Genomic DNA, 18911 nt, shown 5'->3' with positions numbered 1-18911 from the left:
ATGGAACTGTTCGATCTGCCACTGATCTGGGCATTTATTATCGGCTTCGGCATCATCATGTATGTGCTGATGGATGGGTTTGACCTGGGCGTCGGCATCCTGTTTCCGTTTGCGCCCAACGAAGAAGCCCGGGACACCATGATGAATTCCGTGGCCCCCGTATGGGACGGCAACGAAACCTGGCTGGTCCTGGGGGGCGCTGGACTTCTGGCTGCCTTCCCGATGGTCTACACCATCTTCCTGCCGGCGTTGTACATTGGCGTCTTCCTGCTATTGGCTGGCCTGATTTTCCGGGGTGTGGCGTTTGAGTTCCGGTTCAAGGCGCGGACCTCCCGGTATCTCTGGAACTGGGCCTTTGCCGGTGGCTCTACCGTGGCATCTTTTGCCCAGGGTGCGGTGGTTGGCACCTATATCCAGGGCTTTGAGACCGCCAATGGGGTGTATGTGGGCGGCGCGCTGGACTGGCTGACACCGTTTACCGTGCTGACGGGCCTGGGCATGCTTGCGGGCTATGCCCTGCTCGGGTCCACCTGGTTGATCATGAAAACCGAAGGCAGGCTTCAGGCGTGGGCTTACAAAATCACTCTGCCACTTCTGGCGGCCGTGATCATTGTGTTCGGGATCATCAGCGTGTGGACGCCGTTTGTGGATGATCTGGTGCGGGAGCGCTGGTTCTCCAACCTGAGCGTGATCTGGATCCTGCCCGTGCTTACTTTGCTGTGTGCTTTCCAGATTTACCGTTCCGTGCGCGACCGGTATGAAGGTATGCCGTTTGTAGCCACCATGGGTCTGTTCATCACCACCTATCTGGGACTGGTGGTGAGCCGCTGGCCGTATGTGGTGCCACCGGACTACACCCTGTGGGAAGCGGCTTCAGCGTATGAGTCGCAACTCTTCCTGTTGCTGGGCCTGCTGTTCGTGATCCCCATCGTGCTGGTCTATACCGCCTGGACCTACTGGGTGTTCCGTGGCAAGGTTCGCGCCGGTGAGGGTTACCATTAAGTGCCGGAACCAGAGGCGGAACGGCCAAGGGAGGGCGCGGAGGGGCTATCACCGCTCCCCTCCCAACGCCAGATTAAAGACTGGCTGAGGGAACTCGCCAAGGGTAGCCGGCGGTGGGTTCGGGGAACGGTCCTGGCTGGTCTCGTCGCCGGCCTGGCGACAATTCTCCAGATGTTTTTTCTGGCCCGTATTATCCATCAGGGCGTGATAGAAAACAGTCCGGTCAGCAGTCTCTCCGCCCTTTTTACTGGCCTTCTGTTAGCCATGGTTATCCGGGCAGTCGCTCAGGGTGTTCAGGCGCGTTTCGCTGCCCGATGCAGTGAGCAGGTCCGGCGTGATGCCCGACGTCAGATCAACCGTCACTGGCAACAGACCGGTCCGGTTGCCATCGGCCATGCCTCAGCGGGTGAGCTCGCCCGGGAATGGATTGATCACGTGGAGGCGCTCCATGGCTACTTTGCCCGTTTCCTTCCCCAGATGACGCTCTCCCTGATTGTGCCGGCAACTATCCTCGCTCTGGTTTTCTACCTGGACTGGCTCGCCGGTATTTTCCTGCTGCTTTCCGCACCTCTGATCCCCATTTTCATGGCGCTGGTCGGAATGGGCGCGGAAAAACTGAACCAACAGCATTTCGAGACCATCAGTCGGCTGTCGGGACAGTTTCTGGACAAGGTTCGCGGGCTTACCACACTCCAGCTTTTTGGCCAGACAGACGGCGCTACCGAGCTCATAAGAAAACGATCGGATCGCTATCGAGATGTCGTGATGAAGACGCTCAGAATCGCCTTTCTGTCTTCGGCTGTACTGGAATTTTTCGCGTCTGTCGCGATTGCCGTTATTGCTATCTACATCGGTTTCGGCTTACTGGGCTCTATCACCTATGGCCCCGCCGAAGAACTTACTCTGTTTTCCGGTTTGTTAATCCTGCTCCTGGCTCCGGAATTTTTTCAGCCGCTCCGCACACTCTCCCAGCACTACCATGACCGGGCGGCAGCGCTAGGCGCCAGCTCCGAAATCCTGTCCAGGCTGGCGGGAACGGAGGCACACGAAGAGCCACGCGGAGCAAAGTCTTCAGGCTTCTCTGAAGCGAACGGCGAGGAGATTCGCCTGGAAGACGTTTGCCTTGCCTACCGGCAAGGTCAGGCTATTTTCCACCACCTCAACCTGGCAATACGCCGGGGTGACTGTGTTGCGCTCACCGGGCCTTCAGGAGGGGGAAAGTCTTCTCTACTCCATCTGCTGGCCGGTTTCATGCAACCGGATTCCGGCTCTATCGGCGTCCTCGGTCAGGCTCCGGGCAATTTCAGCTTTGGTTGGCTGGGGCAAAAAGGATTTCTGGTGGATGGCACCTGGGCCGACAACCTCCGGTTGACGACACCGGAAGCATCTGACGTTGCCATTGAGACGGCCCTGAGTAACGTAGGGCTTGGGCCACTGATGGCAAGCCGTGAACGCGGAATTTACAGTAAAGTCTCGGAGGACGGTCGGGGGCTTTCCGGCGGCCAGGCACGGCGTCTGAGCCTGGCGAGAATCTTTGTTGCCGACTACGACCTTATTCTGCTTGATGAACCCACCGCAGGACTCGACGCGGACAGCGAGGCCTATGTGCTGGCAGGTTTGCGTAAGCTTGCCCAAGCCGGTAAAACGCTCATCTTCTCCACCCATCACCAGGCCCTTCTGACCCTCGCAAACCGAATATTGCTGGTCTCCGGCCGGGAGGTTCGCGATGCATGAGCTGATCCCATGGCTCCGGTTGATTTTCCAGCGCCCCGGCCGTCTTGCAGTGGGCGGCCTGCTGATTTTTCTTACGCTGCTGTCCGGGATCGGGCTGTTGGCGCTGTCCGGCTGGTTTATTACGGAAACAGCGCTGGTCGGTCTAGCACTGGCCGCAGGGATTCAGGCAGGTATCAATCTTTACGTGCCTGGTGGTGGTATCCGGTTTTTCGCGGTTTCCCGAACAGTCGCACGGTATGTTGAGAGGGTCTATAACCACGACACCGTATTGCGCCTGCTGACGGATATACGCGTGGATCTGTTCCGCAAACTAGCCGCATCAAGCCGCGCGAACCGAGTCGGTCTGACGGGCGCTCAGTGGCTGTCCAGGCTGACCAGTGATGTCGATGCGCTCGATACACTCTACCTGAGATTGATCGCGCCCGTTGCTCTGGCGGCACTGGTAACAGCTCTCATGGTGATTTTTGCAGGCGTTTTGTTCGATGGCACAACCGCACTTGGCCTGAGCGCGGTTCTTGGCGCTGCGTTGCTGGTGGCAACACTGGGCGCATACCTGTGCACCCGCCACGTTGCCCATCGACAAAGCGACAGGCAAGAACAGCTGCGAATGGCAGTAGTCGAGCACCTGGAAGGCTTTGCCGAACTCACCGCCGCAGGCCGGACCGGCAAACACGCTGCCTGGCTGATGCGTCAGGCACATCAGTTCACCTCTGAGCAGGCAAAAGCCGATGGTCGGATCGGCTGGAATCTGGCAGCAGCGCACTTATTCATCAATCTTGCCGCTGTGTTTGCCCTCTGGGTCGGCTTTTCCCTTTTCCAGGCAGGACTGATCGCCGGCCCGGTTCTGGTGCTTGTGCCCATAGCACTTCTTGGACTGGCGGAAATCTACGGCATGCTCCCGGATGCCTTTGGCAAACTCGGTGCTACCCAGGCGTCCGCGACTCGCCTTAACCGTGACAGCCAGGCTGAGAACCTGACGGCCAGTAAGCCAACAGAAACGGAGTTACCCCCGGACTTATCGCTGCTGGCGCAAGACCTCGCTGTAAAACACGAAGGCCAGGCTCCTCTTTTTACTCGCTTTGATCTGAGTGTAAAAAAAGGTGAGCGAGTTGGGATTATCGGTCATTCCGGCAGCGGCAAATCATCCCTGGCCGAAACCTTTGCAGGTCTTATCACGCCCTTCAGGGGCACAGTTGCCGCCGAAGCAGTCGGCTACCTCACACAGGACACCGTTCTTTTTGAAGACACTCTCCGGGCCAATCTGCTGCTGGGCAGCCCCGAGGCCAGTGATACCGAGCTTTGGCGTATGCTTGAATTGGTAGGAATGGCAGAGCGTTTTGTCGAAGAACCGGACCAGCTTGATACCTGGCTGGGCAGTGCCGGCAGCCGCCTGTCAGGCGGTGAGGCTCGCAGGATTGCCCTGGCAAGAGTGTTGCTGGCCCCGGTTCCGCTGGTAATTCTCGACGAGCCATTTACCGGTGTCGACGCAGAAACCCGCGCCTCAATCTGCCGGAGACTGACCCCCTGGCTGGAAGGTAAGACCGTGATCAGCCTTGCTCACGGGCCGGATGCCCTTCCGGACACCGACCGCGTAATTCATCTTTCGACATAAGGCCCCGTATAACTTACCGGGTCTCAAGTACGTCGAACGTCAAACCGGCTTTGCCGGTAAGCCTTTCCATCAGCTTGCCATCAAGCAGGGACGAGGGTGTCCAGAAGCCACCGGCCTTGTCGGCCGGTACGTCGAAGGCCAGGCACATGCCGGCCTCACCGAGCATTTTACCGGTGGAACCATAGCCCGGGTCCCGATCGCCTGTCACCTTGGTGATGATTGTTTTGCCATCCACTGTATGGCCAACAAATCGCAAATCGTAGAAGCCCGCTTTCTGGGCTTCGGGACTCGGCCCCTCACCCGGCTGTGGTACAAACTTTTCCACCAGCCATCGAGTAGGCTTGATGGCAGACGCCGTGAAAAATGCGCCCAGAGCCCCGATAATACCGTAGGCTGCCAGTCGTCCTTTCACACCCCGGCCAGTCATCATTGCCTCATCGTAGGTGAACTCCTTGCCATAACGGGTGTTTTGCAGGGCATTTGAACGGTGCACTATCCGGGTGTTAATTGCCCCCATCACAAATGGCGCCAGCCAGACACCAAACGTCTTGTCATACTCCGCCCCTTTCAGGCTCGGCTGGCGGGTTTCGGACCGGTGATCAGGGGGGCAAATGGAGAACGGATTAGCGAGTTCCTTGCGCAATTCGGGATCTGCAGCCGCTTCCTTGGCAATGTTCATCATTGAGGCGACAGTGCCACCGGAGAACTCACCCTTCGCAACCTTGACCCGCATGCGAACGTCCTGGCACGGCGCGCCAAAGAGCTCTTCCGATTTATTCTGCAGGAACCATACGCCCATGTCCGAGGGAATAGAGTCAAATCCACAGCAATGCACGATTCTGGCCCCGGATGCCTTCGCTTCGTCCTCGTAACGGTCCACCATTTTGCGGATCCACTGAACCTCGCCGGTCAGGTCACAGTAGTCCGTACCGGCCCGGACACAAGCCTGTACGAGAGGCTCACCATACAGCGCGTAAGGACCTACGGTGGAAATGATGACGCGGGTCTGGCCGCACATGGACTGGAGACTGCTCTCATCTCCGGCGTCGGCAAGTATCGCCGCCAGCTCCGCTGCCTCCTTGCCCAATTCGCATTTGAGGGTGTTGAGTTTTGCTTCTGACCGGCCGGCAATGGCCCAGTTAACAGATTTACCCACTCCATAGGTGTCGAGCAAATAACGCGTGAGTATCTGCCCTACAAAGCTGGTGGCACCGAACACGACCAGATCGTAGGGTGTTTCTGCTGAATTTGTCATTGCTCATCCTTCCTGTTTTATCAAATGTATAGACTTTTCAGGCGGCGCTTGGCACACGAGCGCCCATCAGGCGCATGAATATGGCAACTCCAAGACCCCAGAAGCCATTCAGAATCAGACCACCCACCCAGGTCTGCGCCGAAACATCCAGGCCCTTCAATGGGAAGACTACCAGCATCGCGACAGCTGTCGGGCCAATCGCACCTATCAGTACGTGGCCCAGCCAAAAACCCACGCCAGCCATCCGCCCCAGGATCAGCCAGAGCACGATACCCCACAGCCCCCCAAAGAAGGCCAGTGAGATAACCGAAGGCACCCCGAACGGCGGAACCGGAGTCAGGTTGAAAGGTGCAACCGGAACCATGCCGCCCAGATAAAACAGCATGAAAAGACCCTGATGAAAAATGAGGGTTGCCAGAAAACCGGCAATCAATGCTTTCGCATAAACCATGATTCGTTCCTTTTGGGGTAAGGGGCGTACCTTAAGCCCTTGATTCTCCGTAGTAGTCGATCATACTGCAAACAACCTTACCAGTATTGAGTGTTCGTTCTGTTTTCCCGGACGCACTACCATCAACGTCGTTCTGGCCAATCGTTTGTCATCACTCCTGAGGCAAACTGCCGGGGGTCAATTGGATAATCCCGTGGAGGTTTGGTTTGATCACATTCCTGACAACACTCAGCCTGACTCTTGCCTTGTTCAGCTTGTTTCTGTGCTGGCAGGTGCTGGAGCAGCGCAAACTTGTTAAACAGATGATGGAGAGTGACGATATAACAGACTCTGAGCAAGACCCCGAACTGGTTATTACGCTGCGGGTTCTGGATCCGATTGCAGTCGCCAAGCGAGAATCCCGCTCCGCGCGCGTGTTGGCAGACAAGCTGCCGGTAATGGTCCGAAAAATGGTGTACCAGGAAGTGATGAAAGAGCTCGAAGGGGAGCTCGCGGAGCGGGAAATTGACGTGGAAATGCACATTGAGTACCGATAGGAGAATGCCAACGTGATCACGCCAGCCATTTCGTTAGCCTCACTGATCATCGCTGCCGGGGCACTGTCCTTCACTTATTGGCAGCTTCTGATTTGCCGTCGGCAGACCAGGATCCTCAACTCGCACAGGATTGCTGCCACCAGCGCTGTCCAGAAAAGTCGAATGGATCTGCTTGAGGTCAGAAATCGGGCCCGCCTTCTTGAAGACACGGTATCTTCCGGTGCCAGCGCTGTTGAAAAACTGCACAGGTCTATTTCCAACACCACATTCGTTCTGATCGACTTGTTCTCCCGGGATGAAGCCTTCCAGCAAAACGCGCGGAACGCACAGAAAACCCACGACCAGACCAGTCAGCAGATATATCGGGCAGTAAGAACCACCAACAAGGCCCTTCACATTCTCGCGGATACACTCATTATCAGCAAAGCAGAAAAAAAGATTGTTTCTCGCAAGACCGTTAGCAAAAAGGCTCCCCGTGAGCGTTAATGTTGATCGCCATGCAGTAACCCGGTGAGCTCGAGGTCACCGGAGGGTGTTTGCCGAAAAGCAACACCATGTTGGCGGGATACCAAAGTAAGCCTCTCGGCGAGCCAGGAAATCTCCTTCTGGTCAGCCCGGTGAACTTGAAACCGTCGTATCCGCATAGCCGGCATTGTCAGGTTCAATAGTGCTCCCGAAGTACGGTCCAGTGTAATCAGGTAAAGAAGTGACAAGTCCGGGTGAAAGGATTCGTAACCGCCTATTCCCTCGTAGTCATTGATGAGGTCCCCACAACCGTAAAGTATAAGCCTGTCATTCCATACTTCAGCGCCCCGTGGGTGATGGGAAGAATGGCCATGAACAAGATCTACTCCGGCTTGATCAACAAGTTGACGGGCAAAGGCCTGCTGCTCCGGGCTGATATCATAGCCCCAGTTGTCACCCCAGTGCACGGATACCACTCGTATGTCACCCGGCTGGCTCACGCCGTCAAACAAAGCGCCGATACGCCGCAGGCTATGTTGCGTCAGGTCCGGCAGGAGAAACACCCCACCCCGCTCCGGGCCTGCGGACCATGAATTGGGTATACCACTGGATTGCAGTCCGCACGACACAATGACCATGCGCCCGCCCCCCGGTAGCGCGAGCGTAGCCGGTGCCGTGGCCTCCTGTTCATCAAGACCCGCCCCCGGCGTCCGGATGCCAAGGTTACGAAGAACCGCAAGCGTCTCGTAAAGCCCTTCATGGCTCCAGTCGAGCACATGGTTATTGGCCAGTGCGCAGACATCAAGCTTCGCTGCAGCCAGACAATCGGCATTGGCAGGGTTCATACGATAGTGAATACCCTTTCCCGGCCAGGGTGAATTACAGGTGGTAATACTGGTCTCAAGGTTTGCGATGCGGACCTCCGGCCCGAAACGATTCAGTTCAGCAAGGGCACTGCCCCAGATGTAGTCCGCTGAAACGGGCAGATGGATCGGACCATTGCGCCGCTCAGCCAGGCGCACGTAGTCGCGCGCATCGGTGACCCAGGATTCGAAGAGCTCTGGAGAACCGGGGGATGCCTGAATCTGATCGATTCCACGCCCCGTCATCACGTCTCCACAAACAAACACTTTAAGTGGTGGCCTATCCATAGCCGGTGCCCTCACATTGATACGGTTGTTGACAGGCGTCAAATTTACACGATACCACTGACTATAAAATAACCAATAATATGACCTGATTGGAGGAACCAGTCATGTTGGATGTGAACCCAAGTACTGTCTGCAGACTTATCCAGCTCGCAAGGGAATTTCACGCTCAGGAGCAGGTCGTCATTCCGACAAGCTCCGACGATGCCAGTGAAGACTGGCATCTCCAGATGCTGGCAGCCCATGCCGGTGACTCCACCCTCGCCGAATTCCGCGCCGTGGTAGACGATCTGGAGCCCGACCAGCAGCAACAAATGGTGGGGTTACTGTGGCTTGGGCGTGGCGATTACACTCTGGATGAATGGAAAATCACCCTATCGCACGCGGGAGACGCCTGGAACGAGACGACAGCGGACTATCTGATTGCGCACCCCCTGCTGCCTACCTACCTCGAAGAAGGTTTGATGCTGCACGGATACAGTTGTAACGAGTAAAAGGAAAAGCGGGGTAAGGCTCACTGTCAGCCTTTTACAACCCCTAGTGGTCGCAGGCGTGCTACCCGGCGTGCAAGCCGGGCGCATTCGGTGGCCTTTGCCACTTCGTCGACGTCCTTATAAGCGTCTGGCGCCTCCTCGGCAACCCCACGCATGCTAGGGCTTCGGACATGAATGCCATGCCCCCGCAAATCATCAACCACTTTGCGCCCTTGCCACAACCGCCTGGCTTGTCGCCTGCTCATCGCCCGCCCTGAACCGTGACACGCGGAGCCAAGGGACTTGCTCTCATTCTCTGCCAGGCCCGCCAATACATAGGATGCTGTGCCCATGGAGCCGCCTATCAGCACCGGTTGCCCGCTTTCGCGGAATGCTGGGGGCAAATCGCTGTGTCCCGGGCCGAATGCACGCGTTGCCCCTTTTCGATGCACCAGGAGCCGCGTTTCTTTTCCATTGATTAGGTGGGTTTCTTCCTTGCATGTGTTATGCGAGACATCATAAAGCAGTGGTAGCTTGGCCCCAGGCATGATTTCAGAGAAAGTCTGACGGGCGAGATGAGAAATGATCTCTCTATTTGCGAAAGCGCAATTGGTTGCGGCACGCATGGCTCCAAGGTAAAGCTGACCCACCGTGGATGTCGCAGGTGCGCAGGCCAGTTCCCGGTCCGCCAGGGGAATGCCGGAATTCTTGGCAGCCTTGGCCATCTCAATCAGAAATTCGGTGCCGATTTGGTGCCCCAGGCCCCGTGAACCACAGTGAATGCTGACGACAACTTCGCCGGTTCTCAGTCCAAAGCTGGCGGCGATTTCACGATCCATCACCGCTTCCACATACTGGACTTCAAGGTAGTGGTTGCCGGAACCAAGCGTACCCATCTCATCGCACTGGCGGCGCCGCGCTTGTCGGGATACATTCTCTGGCCTCGCCCCTGCCATGCGACCATTCTCTTCGATGCGCTCCAGGTCTTCAGGCCTTCCCCAGCCCTGCTCCACAGACCAGCGCGCACCACCTCGCAGCATTTCACTCATGCGCAGGTCGTTCAAATGAATCTGGCCACAACTCCCCACCCCGGCCGGGATGGTGTTGAACAGCGCGTCCATCAGCTCCGGCAATACAGGGCGGACATCATTGAGAGCCAGTCCCGTTCGCAATAAACGAACGCCACAGGAGATATCAAAACCTACGCCACCGGCGGAAACGACTCCGCCCTCTTCAGGGTCGAAGGCAGCGACACCGCCTATGGGAAATCCATAACCCCAGTGTGCGTCTGGCATGGCATAACTGGCGCCAACGATACCGGGCAATGTAGCGACGTTTCTTACCTGCTCGAGAACCTTATTATCCATGGTTTCGATCAACCGTCGGGAAGCATACAAAATACCGGGAACCCTCATACTTCCCTGCTTGGGAAGCTCCCATTCATAATCGCCACGCTGCAGAAGCTTTGACATATCCATATCCGCCTCCTGGCATTTCTGCCATTCGTACACATCAGACATCAACTACACATTGAGCCACCCAACGACCATTGTTGAAGCCGACATGGAGTTCGGTGGCCGTTGCTCCCTTAACTTCCACAGCGGGCTGATGACGCTCGATATCAACCGGCTCCCCGTAAGCTGTAGCCGTTAGGTGACTACCCTGGATTGAGACTTCGTAGTGGTGAAAGAGCAGCTTGCGGACAGCCATCTCGTAGACAATCGCGTTCAAGAATCGAACCAATAGCAATTCGGGGTCTTCGTCGGCGGTTTCGACTGGCACGGAAACGAGAGGGCGAACCAGATCAGGCTCTGTCACCAGTGCCGTAAGAGCGACGCCCGCCTCAGCGAAAGCGCCAGCAAGGGTATCTGAAATGCCACGGACACCCGCATCTGCCTGGTGATGAAAGTGCTCCCAACTCATCCAGAAAAGACCTCTCGGCAAACACAAGATACTCTTTAACAGTAAAGCCTTTATTCGCGGCAAGTGCAGCCTGATCGATCAAAAAAACCAAGGTTTTGATTATGCCTTTTCATAACGCCGGAGCAAAACGTCAACCGAAACCGTGAGAGATTGGAGTCCTTCGGCTCTCGCTCGGCCCTCGGCGCTGGCGCGATAAAGGTGCGGCGTCATTGCCAGTAAATCTGCCACCTGTTCCTTCTCATGCAGTACCAGGTCGTACTGCACTCGTTCAGAGCCGAGATAATGGAAGCCTCCCGGCGCGGGTTGCTCTTGCTCTTTTTGCGCTTTGAGTTCTGCATAAACGACTTCGCGCAACTCCCGAAGATGCCCAGGGCCTGCATCGACCTGGACAATCTGGCCTCCGGGTTTCAGAACCCGTGCAAATTCACCGTAAACCGGAAAGCCAAAGAGACAGAGAACTCGGTCAAGAGTCTCCGGAAGCACTGGCAGATTTGCATTACTTCCAACCACCCACCTCGAACCGCCATTCTGCTTTGCAGCAGCCAACACCGCCCACTTGGAAATATCGACGCCAAGTAACGCCAGCTCCTGACTCGTTTGCACAGCGCTCGCCAAAAACCGCAAGTAATATCCGTCCCCGCAGCCAGCATCGAGGACATTGACTGTGCCTTTGTCAGGCAAGTCGCTAAGTACCGCCTGATTAACCGCTTCTGCAATGGGTTGATAGAACCCCTGGTTAAGAAATCTCTGGCGCGCCGCCACCATCTGTTTGTTATCACCCGGATCTTTTGAGCGTTTATTCTGCACCGGTAACAGGTGAACATAACCCTGCCGTGCAACATCGAAGCTGTGTCCGGCGTCACAACACCAGCTTTTGCCGATGGCCTGCAAACGGCCGCCATCCAGGGGGCAAGCCAGTGCATCAAAAGGAAGGATGGTCATGAAAGCGTTTTCCGAACGTCTGGTGGAAGTTGGGGTAGGTGTGATTTTATCGCCGGGCAACAAAAAAGGCACCCGAAGGTGCCTTTTTAAGAGCCAGCATGAAAGTTACAGAACTTTCTTGAGCTCTTCTTCGAGCTGCGGAATCGCTTCGAACAGGTCCGCTACCAGGCCGTAGTCGGCAACCTGGAAGATCGGCGCTTCTTCGTCCTTGTTGATCGCAACGATCACCTTGGAGTCGGACATACCAGCCAAGTGCTGGATAGCACCGGAAATACCGACAGCAACGTACAGTTGCGGAGCAACGATCTTACCGGTCTGGCCAACCTGCATGTCGTTCGGCACGAAACCAGCATCGACAGCGGCCCGGGATGCGCCAACTGCAGCACCCAGCAAGTCAGCAACCTGCTCCAGCATCTTGAAGTTGTCGCCGTTCTGCATGCCACGGCCACCGGAGATAACGACACCGGCGCTAGCCAGGTCCGGGCGATCAGACTCAGCCACTTCCTCACTGACGAAGGACGACAAGCCAGCGTCCTTGACCACATCCAACTGCTCAACAGAGGCTGAACCGCCTTCACCGGCAACCGGATCGAAACCTGTCGGCCGAACGGTGATGACCTTGATGCTATCGCCAGCCTTCACGGTTGCGATCGCGTTACCCGCATAAATCGGACGAACGAAGGTGTCTTCGGACTCGACGCGGATGATGTCTGAGACCTGAGCAACGTCCAGCAGCGCAGCAACGCGCGGCATAAAGTCTTTGCCCGTGGTACCGGCGGCGGCCAGAATATGGCTGTAACCCTTACCCACTTCAGCCACCAGCTCACCCAGGTTCTCGCCCAGGAAGTGGCCGTACGCGGCGTTATCGGCAACCAGTACCTTGTTTACGCCTTCGGCCTTGGCAGCTGCTTCGGCGACCGCACCGCAGTTCTCACCGGCAACCAATACGTCGATGTCACCGCCGATGGCTTTAGCCGCCGCTACAACATTCAGGGTCGCCTGTTTCAGGCTGCTGTTGTCATGTTCAGCAATTACAAGGATGCTCATTTAGATCACCTTCGCTTCGTTCTTCAGTTTATCGACCAACTCAGCAACATCAGCCACTTTGACACCTGCCTGACGGGAAGCCGGAGCTTCGACCTTCAGAGTGGACAGGCGCGGAGCAACGTCGACACCCAGATCAGCCGGGCTCACAGACTCAAGCGGCTTCTTCTTGGCCTTCATGATGTTCGGCAGAGAAGCGTAGCGAGGCTCGTTCAGGCGCAGATCGGTCGTCACCACGGCTGGGAGGTTCAGGGCAACGGTCATCAGACCGCCGTCTACCTCACGGGTCACGTTCACCTTGTCGCCTTCAACAACCACTTCCGATGCGAAAGTGCCCTGCCCCATGCCGGTCAGCGCGGCCAGCATCTGGCCAGTCTGGTTGTTGTCGGAATCGATGGACTGCTTGCCGAGAATAACCAGTTTCGGCTCTTCCTTCTCGACAACAGACTTCAGCAGCTTGGCCGCTTCGAGAGACTGAACCTCTTCGTCTGTTTCCACGTGAATGCCACGGTCCGCACCCAGGGCCAGTGCAGTACGAATCTGCTCCTGACAGGCTTTCGGACCGATGGAAACCACCACGATTTCACTGGCAACACCCTTCTCTTTCAGGCGAACCGCTTCTTCAACCGCGATTTCGCAGAACGGGTTCATTGCCATCTTGACGTTGGCGAGATCAACACCGGTGTTGTCCGGCTTGACGCGCACCTTTACGTTGTAGTCGATTACTCGTTTTACAGCGACCAGAACCTTCATAGATTCCTCGTTCTTCTACGATGGGTTTATGACTTGCAGTCCTCACGCGAAGCCTGCTGAAATTCAGTGCGCACTAATGATGGAGGCAACGGTCAGCAGAATCAATAGCCTCAAATGAAGCGTCAGGACTAATGTTTCAGCCAATTTCCCGGTATTGACTGGGAATGGCAGTGAGACGATACTAAAAAACGACTCAAAACACACGATGTTTTGGTCTACGCGTACAATGCCAAAGCTCGGACCGAATTTCAAACAAACGTTTGTTTGATTCTTTAAATACGCTATCCTTTCGACTGGATTAACAGGGGAATTCAGCTTTTGACAGTCGTCTATAGGCATTTTTACCGGTATGATGACGCCCCTGAATCCGCCTGCGGGCACACAATATCCATTAAAGAAGTTTGAGGAGACCAACGTGGAACGCGAATCGATGGAATTTGATGTTCTGATCGTCGGCGGCGGCCCTGCGGGCCTGTCGGCAGCTTGTCGTGTCATGCAGTTGGCACAGGAAGCTGGCGAGGAACTGACCGTATGCGTGGTAGAAAAAGGTTCTGAAATCGGCGCGCACATCCTCGCCGGTACGGTATTCGAGCCTACTGCCCTCAACGAACTCTTCCCGAACTGGAAAGAGAAAGGTGCCCCGCTCAATACGCCCGTCACCCGCGATGACATTTTCCTGCTGAAAAACCAGGAAAAGGCGACAAAGATCCCCAATGGTTTTGTGCCGAAAAACATGCATAACCATGGCAACTACATCATCAGCCTGGGCAACCTCTGCCGCTGGCTCGCTGAGCAGGCCGAGCAACTGGGCGTTGAAGTCTATCCCGGCTTTGCGGCCGCCGAGACCATTGTTGAAGACGGCCAGGTTAAAGGCATCATTACCGGTGACATGGGCGTTGCCCGTGACGGTTCCGAGAAAGACGGCTACATGCCGGGCATGGAGCTGCGCGCCAAGTACACCCTGTTTACCGAAGGCTGCCGGGGCCATCTTGGCAAGCGCCTGATCAACGACTTCAAACTGGACGAAGGCAAGGACCCCCAGCACTACGGTATCGGCATCAAAGAGCTGTGGGACATTGACCCGTCCAAACATGAACCGGGCCTGGTTGTACATACCACGGGCTGGCCGCTTAGCGAAAGCGGATCTACCGGTGGTTCCTTTCTTTACCACCTGGAAAACGGACAGGTTTATGTTGGCCTGATTACCGACCTGTCCTACAGCAATCCGCACCTCAGTCCGTTTGAAGAGTTCCAGCGTCTGAAACTTCATCCCGAAGTCAGCAAGTACCTGGATGGCGGCAAGCGTGTTTCCTATGGTGCCCGCGCCATCGCCAAGGGCGGTTACAATGCCCTGCCGAAGATGAGCTTCCCCGGTGGCCTCCTGCTTGGCTGTGATGCAGGCACTCTGAACAGCTCCAAGATCAAGGGTTCCCACACCGCCATGAAGTCCGGTCTGCTGGGTGCGGAAGCGGTATTCGAGGCACTGAAGGAAGGCAAGTCCGGTGAGGAGATCACCAGCTTCCAGAAGCGTTTCGAAGAAAGCTGGCTGTACAAGGAGCTCTATGCTGAGCGCAACTTCGGCCCGGCCATGCACAAATTCGGCAACGTTGTCGGCGGCGCAATTGCCTTCTTCGAGCAGAATATCTTGCGTGGCAGCCTGCCGATTACGTTCCGCGACACCACCCCGGACTATGCCACCCTGAAACCGGCATCCGAGTGCAAGAAGGTCAGCTATCCGAAACCCGATAACAAACTGACTTTTGACCGGTTGTCTTCAGTGTTTATTTCGAACACGAACCACGAGGAAGATCAGCCGGTTCACCTGAAGCTGACCGATCCGGACATTCCGTTGCAGGAAAACCTGCCGAAATACGACGAGCCAGCGCAACGCTACTGCCCGGCCGGCGTGTACGAAGTGGTTGAGAAAGACGACGGCAGCGGCAAGAGCTTCCAGATCAACGCCCAGAACTGTGTTCACTGCAAGACCTGTGATATCAAGGACCCTGCCCAGAACATTAACTGGGTGACTCCGGAAGGCGGCGGCGGCCCCAACTACCCGAACATGTAAGTTTCGATTCAGGTAAAAAAAACGGCTCCCGCGGGAGCCGTTTTTTCGTGGCGCTTCAGAAAAGCTTAGTGAGCGTGACCGTGCTCTTGCTCTTCGTCAGTCGCCTCACGAGCCTCTACCACTTCAACGTCGAAGTGCAGAGTCTCGCCTGCCAGCGGATGGTTGGCATCGATGGTTACGGTCTCGTCGCCAACTTCCACGACGCGGACAACTTGGGGGCCGCCCGGAGTCTGCGCCTGGAACTGCATGCCCGGCTCGATGGTGTCGACACCTTCAAAAGCGGAGCGCGGAACAGGCTGAACCAGCTCTTCGTTGACTTCGCCGTAGCCTTCAGCAGGCTCTACAGAGACCTTGACCTGGTCGCCAGGGTTCTTTTCGTTCAGTGCACTTTCAAGTCCACCGATAATGTTCTGCGCACCTTCCACGTAGGACAGAGGCTCTCGACCTTCTACACGGGAGGAATCAAGCTCTTCTCCCTGGTCGTTGGTGAGCGTGTAGTGGATGGTGACAACACGAGGTTGGGCCATGTGATCTCCTTGCGTGTCGCAATGACTGTTTAATTGAATTAAGGCAATCGAAAGTGATCATGAACAGCCAGACTGCACAGAGGGACTTACGACCACCGGGCCTCGTTAGAGAGCCAGGCTCGTAACAAGCACGAAAACACAGTTTAACAAGTGACATAGTGCGTTTTCTACCATCATTTTTGGGGGCGCCTACCCGCTTTTCAACCGCTTCACCCGATTTTGTAGAAATTTCCGCGACTGAAGACACCAAATATCTTCTGTCCGTTCACTTCCTGCTCAGTTGCGTGTGCTGCCAGATCGTAATACGCCGCGGTAACAAGCCGCGCCTCAACACCATTTCTTACGTGAACCACCGGGCGAGGCTCTTCCGAACCGGGATACGTACCCACGTCCAGCGGATGCTCTTCGCCGACCTCAAGGACTTCACCGACGTTAGTTGTCAGCCTGACAACCTGATCCGCGCCCTCACCCTCCACAGTCAGAGTGTGTGCAAGCAGAGGCGTGTCTTCCACCTGAATCCGCCATTTTTCAACCGGAGAAACGAGGTAATATTCGCCATCCTCTTCGCGCCGGAGAATGGTCGAAAACAGCCGGACAATGGCTTCTCGTGCAAGAGGCGCGCCTTTGTGTATCCACCGGCCATCTCGTGTAATGCGCAGGTCCATGTCGCCGGATAGATCCGGGTGCCAATTATCCACTGGCGGCAATCCAGGTTTATTCGCAATTTGCTCTACGCGTTTCGCAAGGCTTTCGGGATTCTGACCCATAAGGTGGCTCCGTAAACAGACGATTACAACCCGAGCATCCACTCAGCCCGCAACGGCCTTTCCCATAATGCTTTGAGTGTTGTGGGGCCATCCATTCCCGGCATCATGACATCCAAGAGAGCAGATCGGGGCCGAAAGCTTAGGCTTCCTGAAAAGCTTCCTCATCTGAGGCACTGCTCCTGATAGTAAAACCGCCAACGCGTTCTAAAGCCAATTTCGCGACGGCTGTGATGTCCGCTTCGTCCTCTACATGTAAAATACGTTGTAGTTTTTTCATGTTCAGTGCCTTGAATGCTCCGACCAGCCGAGCGTCGACCCGATAGCCACTGCGGGTGAACAGCAAGCCAAGCACCTCGGCAACGTCTGGCTCGTCTTCTACAACGAGGATACACGGACCATTCAACCGCTCTGCAGCCTGAGGCATGACATCTGGATCGCATTGACTGGTGTCGATCAGAGGTAATTCAAACCAGAAGGTCGCACCGCCTCCCTCCACGGAATTAAAATCAACTCGCCCGCCCATTTTCTCCACCAGCTCACGGGTAATCGCCAGCCCCAGACCAGTCCCCCCTTTTTGACGCGTATCCGATGAATCCGCTTGGGAGAATTTCTCAAAAATATGAGACCTGAAAATTCGATGGGGAATCGACTGCCATCCTTGCGCTGTCCTTCGAGCTCCCGGCTACTGCCAATGATGCGCGCCACCCCGGTGCCCTGGTAATCACGCAAGTATCGGTCATGAGCCTCCTGCTGTGGACCGGACATGAGAATACTGGTGTTGCGGCCCAATAGCCCATTGGGTTCATAACCAAACATTTGTGTTGCCGCAGGGTTGGATGATTGCATAGTGCCATTTGCATCGATAGTGATGATGCAGTCCACCATATTGTCGAGAACAGCCTGGGTGTGCTTTGCCTGCTCCACCAACGCCGTTTCGGCTCGTTTACGCTTGGTAATGTCGACGCCAACCGTGACGATAAACTCGACTTCGCCTTGAGAGTCGGGCATGACCGCATTCGACCACTCATAAAGGCGGCGTGTGCCATCGCGCATCAACCAATGGTTCTCAGAACGGGGGACAAAGCTTCCCACTGTCAGGTTGTCGAACACTTTCTCAACGCGCCCACGCTCTTCCGGAGGCACCAGATATTCCCAGATCGGTTTGCCCTCGATGTCTTCTGCTCTGAAGCCCGTTGCGAGTTCTGCAGCATGATTGAAACGAACAATGTTCCCCTTTCGATCGATGACAGCCATAATCGCGCCGGCCGCACTGAACAAAGCCGCATTGAAATCGCGCAATTCTCGAACGCGCCCGGCGAGCAGCGAGGACCATCTCTCGCAAGCTATTGCCAAGGCCGTCATATTCTGCAATCGGTCTGTCAGGGATTTGCGGCTGGATACCCCGAGCAATTTCGCTACTCAGATCCTGGCTAATGCGTTCCAGTTTACTGAGTGGTTCGGTCAGCCGCTGGCTCAGAAATCGGGCAGTCAGAATACCGAAGGCCAGCAGACCTGCCAGGAACGCAAACATCCGCAGGCCGCGTTGTTCCAACTGCAGTCGCTGACTGTAGCTCTCAACAATCACGGGCACAGCGCCCGCAATCAGAATCGAAGTTAAAAGCACATGAAACAAAAGGCTGGGAAGCCCCGCTTTCCCGACTGATCGTTGTTGATCGCCACGCCAATACAGTTGAGCCGCGAGAATGGCCAGGCCTGCCAATAAAGCATTGAACAGGCCGTTCAGCGGCTGCTTCAGGGCGATCAAGAGCGTAGCCTCCCACCCCATGCCAATAAAGCCTCGATAACACACGAGCACCAGTGGAATACCCAGCCCAAGCCAAAAGACCAGATCGGCGAGCACCAGATTGCGCAGCCCCCGTTGATAGAGAAGACCTACTGCCAGAGCCTCGAGAGTGAACGCCATTAAGGCATAGGGGTGTCCCCATAAGGCCAGCGTATAAAGCCCCCGGTAAAAGCCACTAACACCGCGGGGAGTGTTCCCAGGAACCTTACCGCTACCATCACCATGATGGAGCCGAAAATAAAGCCCACACCAAAGAACAAAGGCAGAGTCAGATAATTGCCACACAGAGCTAGCAAGGCCAATGTCAGGGTAGCAAGGGCTTTGCGCCCTAGAGGCCTGCTAGCCTTACCTGTTCCATTCATTTAACGCTCTCCGATGGCACCAAGCCGTTGAGCAGCCCGTCAAAC

General features: G+C 56.0%; 19 protein-coding genes and 2 pseudogenes. 7 read left to right on the top strand and 14 right to left on the bottom strand.

Annotated features, from left to right (window positions below; translation table 11 throughout):
* The 3 genes from cydB to cydC are packed head-to-tail and all read left to right on the top strand — an operon-like array spanning nt 1 to nt 4348.
* Nucleotides 1–1002 (top strand): cytochrome d ubiquinol oxidase subunit II, encoded by a 1002-nt coding sequence (gene cydB, locus BKP64_RS05455; protein WP_070967013.1) that lies wholly within the window; start codon nt 1–3, stop codon nt 1000–1002.
* On the top strand, nt 1003–2736 hold the full coding sequence (gene cydD / locus BKP64_RS05450) for a thiol reductant ABC exporter subunit CydD (RefSeq protein WP_070967011.1): 1734 nt from the start codon (nt 1003–1005) through the stop codon (nt 2734–2736).
* Nucleotides 2729–4348, top strand: a complete 1620-nt coding sequence (gene cydC, locus BKP64_RS05445; protein ID WP_070967009.1) for a thiol reductant ABC exporter subunit CydC — start codon at nt 2729–2731, stop codon at nt 4346–4348. The genes cydD and cydC overlap by 8 nt, the downstream gene beginning before the upstream one ends.
* Before the next feature lie 13 nt (nt 4349–4361).
* Here the strand turns inward: cydC and BKP64_RS05440 are convergent, their stop codons facing one another.
* Nucleotides 4362–5603: a saccharopine dehydrogenase family protein gene (locus BKP64_RS05440; RefSeq protein WP_070967004.1), complete on the bottom strand. Its 1242-nt coding sequence runs from the start codon at nt 5601–5603 to the stop codon at nt 4362–4364.
* A gap of 37 nt (nt 5604–5640) precedes the next feature.
* Entirely contained in the window at nt 5641–6054 is a 414-nt protein-coding gene (locus BKP64_RS05435; RefSeq protein ID WP_070967002.1) for a hypothetical protein, read from the bottom strand.
* A gap of 206 nt (nt 6055–6260) precedes the next feature.
* Here BKP64_RS05435 and BKP64_RS05430 point away from each other — a divergent pair, with 206 nt between their 5' ends.
* Together BKP64_RS05430 and BKP64_RS05425 are read left to right on the top strand one after the other, a co-directional pair.
* Nucleotides 6261–6590 (top strand): hypothetical protein, encoded by a 330-nt coding sequence (locus BKP64_RS05430; protein ID WP_070966999.1) that lies wholly within the window; start codon nt 6261–6263, stop codon nt 6588–6590.
* A gap of 12 nt (nt 6591–6602) precedes the next feature.
* Nucleotides 6603–7076: a hypothetical protein gene (locus tag BKP64_RS05425; RefSeq protein WP_227515510.1), complete on the top strand. Its 474-nt coding sequence runs from the start codon at nt 6603–6605 to the stop codon at nt 7074–7076.
* Here the strand turns inward: BKP64_RS05425 and BKP64_RS05420 are convergent.
* Nucleotides 7073–8206 (bottom strand): CapA family protein, encoded by a 1134-nt coding sequence (locus BKP64_RS05420; RefSeq protein ID WP_083329158.1) that lies wholly within the window; start codon nt 8204–8206, stop codon nt 7073–7075. The two genes, BKP64_RS05425 and BKP64_RS05420, sit on opposite strands and share 4 nt — an antisense overlap.
* A gap of 104 nt (nt 8207–8310) precedes the next feature.
* Here BKP64_RS05420 and BKP64_RS05415 point away from each other — a divergent pair, with 104 nt between their 5' ends.
* The gene (locus BKP64_RS05415) at nt 8311–8697 is read left to right on the top strand and encodes a DUF3775 domain-containing protein (protein ID WP_070966993.1); all 387 of its coding nucleotides are present in this window, start codon (nt 8311–8313) and stop codon (nt 8695–8697) included.
* A 26-nt stretch (nt 8698–8723) separates the two neighbouring features.
* Here BKP64_RS05415 and BKP64_RS05410 read toward each other — a convergent pair whose 3' ends face one another.
* The 5 genes from BKP64_RS05410 to BKP64_RS05390 form a co-directional block, all read right to left on the bottom strand.
* The gene (locus tag BKP64_RS05410) at nt 8724–10154 is read right to left on the bottom strand and encodes an RtcB family protein (protein WP_070966991.1); all 1431 of its coding nucleotides are present in this window, start codon (nt 10152–10154) and stop codon (nt 8724–8726) included.
* Nucleotides 10155–10188: 34 nt separating this feature from the next.
* Nucleotides 10189–10599, bottom strand: a complete 411-nt coding sequence (locus BKP64_RS05405; RefSeq protein WP_070966987.1) for an archease — start codon at nt 10597–10599, stop codon at nt 10189–10191.
* A 99-nt stretch (nt 10600–10698) separates the two neighbouring features.
* Nucleotides 10699–11541: a putative RNA methyltransferase gene (locus BKP64_RS05400; RefSeq protein WP_070966984.1), complete on the bottom strand. Its 843-nt coding sequence runs from the start codon at nt 11539–11541 to the stop codon at nt 10699–10701.
* 105 nt (nt 11542–11646) lie between these two features.
* Entirely contained in the window at nt 11647–12588 is a 942-nt protein-coding gene (locus BKP64_RS05395; RefSeq protein WP_070966981.1) for an electron transfer flavoprotein subunit alpha/FixB family protein, read from the bottom strand.
* Nucleotides 12589–13338 carry an electron transfer flavoprotein subunit beta/FixA family protein gene (locus BKP64_RS05390; protein ID WP_070966979.1) on the bottom strand — a complete coding sequence of 250 codons (750 nt, stop codon included), beginning with the start codon at nt 13336–13338 and terminating at the stop codon, nt 12589–12591.
* 415 nt (nt 13339–13753) lie between these two features.
* Between BKP64_RS05390 and BKP64_RS05380 the strand changes: the two genes are divergently transcribed.
* Nucleotides 13754–15406 (top strand): electron transfer flavoprotein-ubiquinone oxidoreductase, encoded by a 1653-nt coding sequence (locus BKP64_RS05380; RefSeq protein ID WP_070966973.1) that lies wholly within the window; start codon nt 13754–13756, stop codon nt 15404–15406.
* A gap of 65 nt (nt 15407–15471) precedes the next feature.
* Here BKP64_RS05380 and BKP64_RS05375 read toward each other — a convergent pair whose 3' ends face one another.
* The 6 genes and pseudogenes from BKP64_RS05375 to BKP64_RS05350 form a co-directional block, all read right to left on the bottom strand.
* Complete coding sequence (locus tag BKP64_RS05375) at nt 15472–15933, bottom strand: FKBP-type peptidyl-prolyl cis-trans isomerase (protein ID WP_070966970.1); 462 nt, start codon at nt 15931–15933, stop codon at nt 15472–15474.
* A 209-nt stretch (nt 15934–16142) separates the two neighbouring features.
* Nucleotides 16143–16700, bottom strand: a complete 558-nt coding sequence (locus tag BKP64_RS05370) for a DUF1285 domain-containing protein (protein ID WP_070966968.1) — start codon at nt 16698–16700, stop codon at nt 16143–16145.
* A 139-nt stretch (nt 16701–16839) separates the two neighbouring features.
* On the bottom strand, nt 16840–17124 hold the full coding sequence (locus BKP64_RS19385; protein ID WP_198402650.1) for a response regulator: 285 nt from the start codon (nt 17122–17124) through the stop codon (nt 16840–16842).
* A gap of 90 nt (nt 17125–17214) precedes the next feature.
* A pseudogene (locus BKP64_RS19625) lies at nt 17215–17319 on the bottom strand (ATP-binding protein); the annotation flags it as partial.
* Between the two features lie 26 nt (nt 17320–17345).
* Nucleotides 17346–18062 (bottom strand): annotated as a pseudogene (locus BKP64_RS19030) (PAS domain-containing protein); the annotation flags it as partial.
* Between the two features lie 561 nt (nt 18063–18623).
* Entirely contained in the window at nt 18624–18866 is a 243-nt protein-coding gene (locus BKP64_RS05350) for a hypothetical protein (protein ID WP_070966959.1), read from the bottom strand.
* Nucleotides 18867–18911: the final 45 nt, after the last annotated feature.

Origin of the sequence: Marinobacter salinus (assembly GCF_001854125.1) — a bacterium.
GTDB classification, from domain to species: domain Bacteria; phylum Pseudomonadota; class Gammaproteobacteria; order Pseudomonadales; family Oleiphilaceae; genus Marinobacter; species Marinobacter salinus.
The sequence above is the reverse complement of the archived record's forward strand: the minus strand, read 5'-3'. Positions and strand labels throughout refer to the sequence as shown.

Excerpts from the sequence above, each read along its gene's own strand:
- BKP64_RS05370 (WP_070966968.1), bottom strand. The coding sequence starts at position 16,700 with ATGGGTCAGAATCCCGAAAGCCTTGCGAAACGCGTAGAGCAAATTGCG.
- cydB (WP_070967013.1), top strand. The coding sequence starts at position 1 with ATGGAACTGTTCGATCTGCCACTGATCTGGGCATTTATTATCGGCTTC.
- BKP64_RS05420 (WP_083329158.1), bottom strand. The coding sequence starts at position 8,206 with ATGGATAGGCCACCACTTAAAGTGTTTGTTTGTGGAGACGTGATGACG.
- BKP64_RS05400 (WP_070966984.1), bottom strand. The coding sequence starts at position 11,541 with ATGACCATCCTTCCTTTTGATGCACTGGCTTGCCCCCTGGATGGCGGC.
- BKP64_RS05395 (WP_070966981.1), bottom strand. The coding sequence starts at position 12,588 with ATGAGCATCCTTGTAATTGCTGAACATGACAACAGCAGCCTGAAACAG.
- BKP64_RS05405 (WP_070966987.1), bottom strand. The coding sequence starts at position 10,599 with ATGAGTTGGGAGCACTTTCATCACCAGGCAGATGCGGGTGTCCGTGGC.
- cydC (WP_070967009.1), top strand. The coding sequence starts at position 2,729 with ATGCATGAGCTGATCCCATGGCTCCGGTTGATTTTCCAGCGCCCCGGC.
- BKP64_RS05435 (WP_070967002.1), bottom strand. The coding sequence starts at position 6,054 with ATGGTTTATGCGAAAGCATTGATTGCCGGTTTTCTGGCAACCCTCATT.
- BKP64_RS05415 (WP_070966993.1), top strand. The coding sequence starts at position 8,311 with ATGTTGGATGTGAACCCAAGTACTGTCTGCAGACTTATCCAGCTCGCA.
- BKP64_RS19385 (WP_198402650.1), bottom strand. The coding sequence starts at position 17,124 with ATGCCTCAGGCTGCAGAGCGGTTGAATGGTCCGTGTATCCTCGTTGTA.
- BKP64_RS05390 (WP_070966979.1), bottom strand. The coding sequence starts at position 13,338 with ATGAAGGTTCTGGTCGCTGTAAAACGAGTAATCGACTACAACGTAAAG.
- BKP64_RS05350 (WP_070966959.1), bottom strand. The coding sequence starts at position 18,866 with ATGAATGGAACAGGTAAGGCTAGCAGGCCTCTAGGGCGCAAAGCCCTT.
- BKP64_RS05375 (WP_070966970.1), bottom strand. The coding sequence starts at position 15,933 with ATGGCCCAACCTCGTGTTGTCACCATCCACTACACGCTCACCAACGAC.
- BKP64_RS05410 (WP_070966991.1), bottom strand. The coding sequence starts at position 10,154 with ATGGATATGTCAAAGCTTCTGCAGCGTGGCGATTATGAATGGGAGCTT.
- BKP64_RS05440 (WP_070967004.1), bottom strand. The coding sequence starts at position 5,603 with ATGACAAATTCAGCAGAAACACCCTACGATCTGGTCGTGTTCGGTGCC.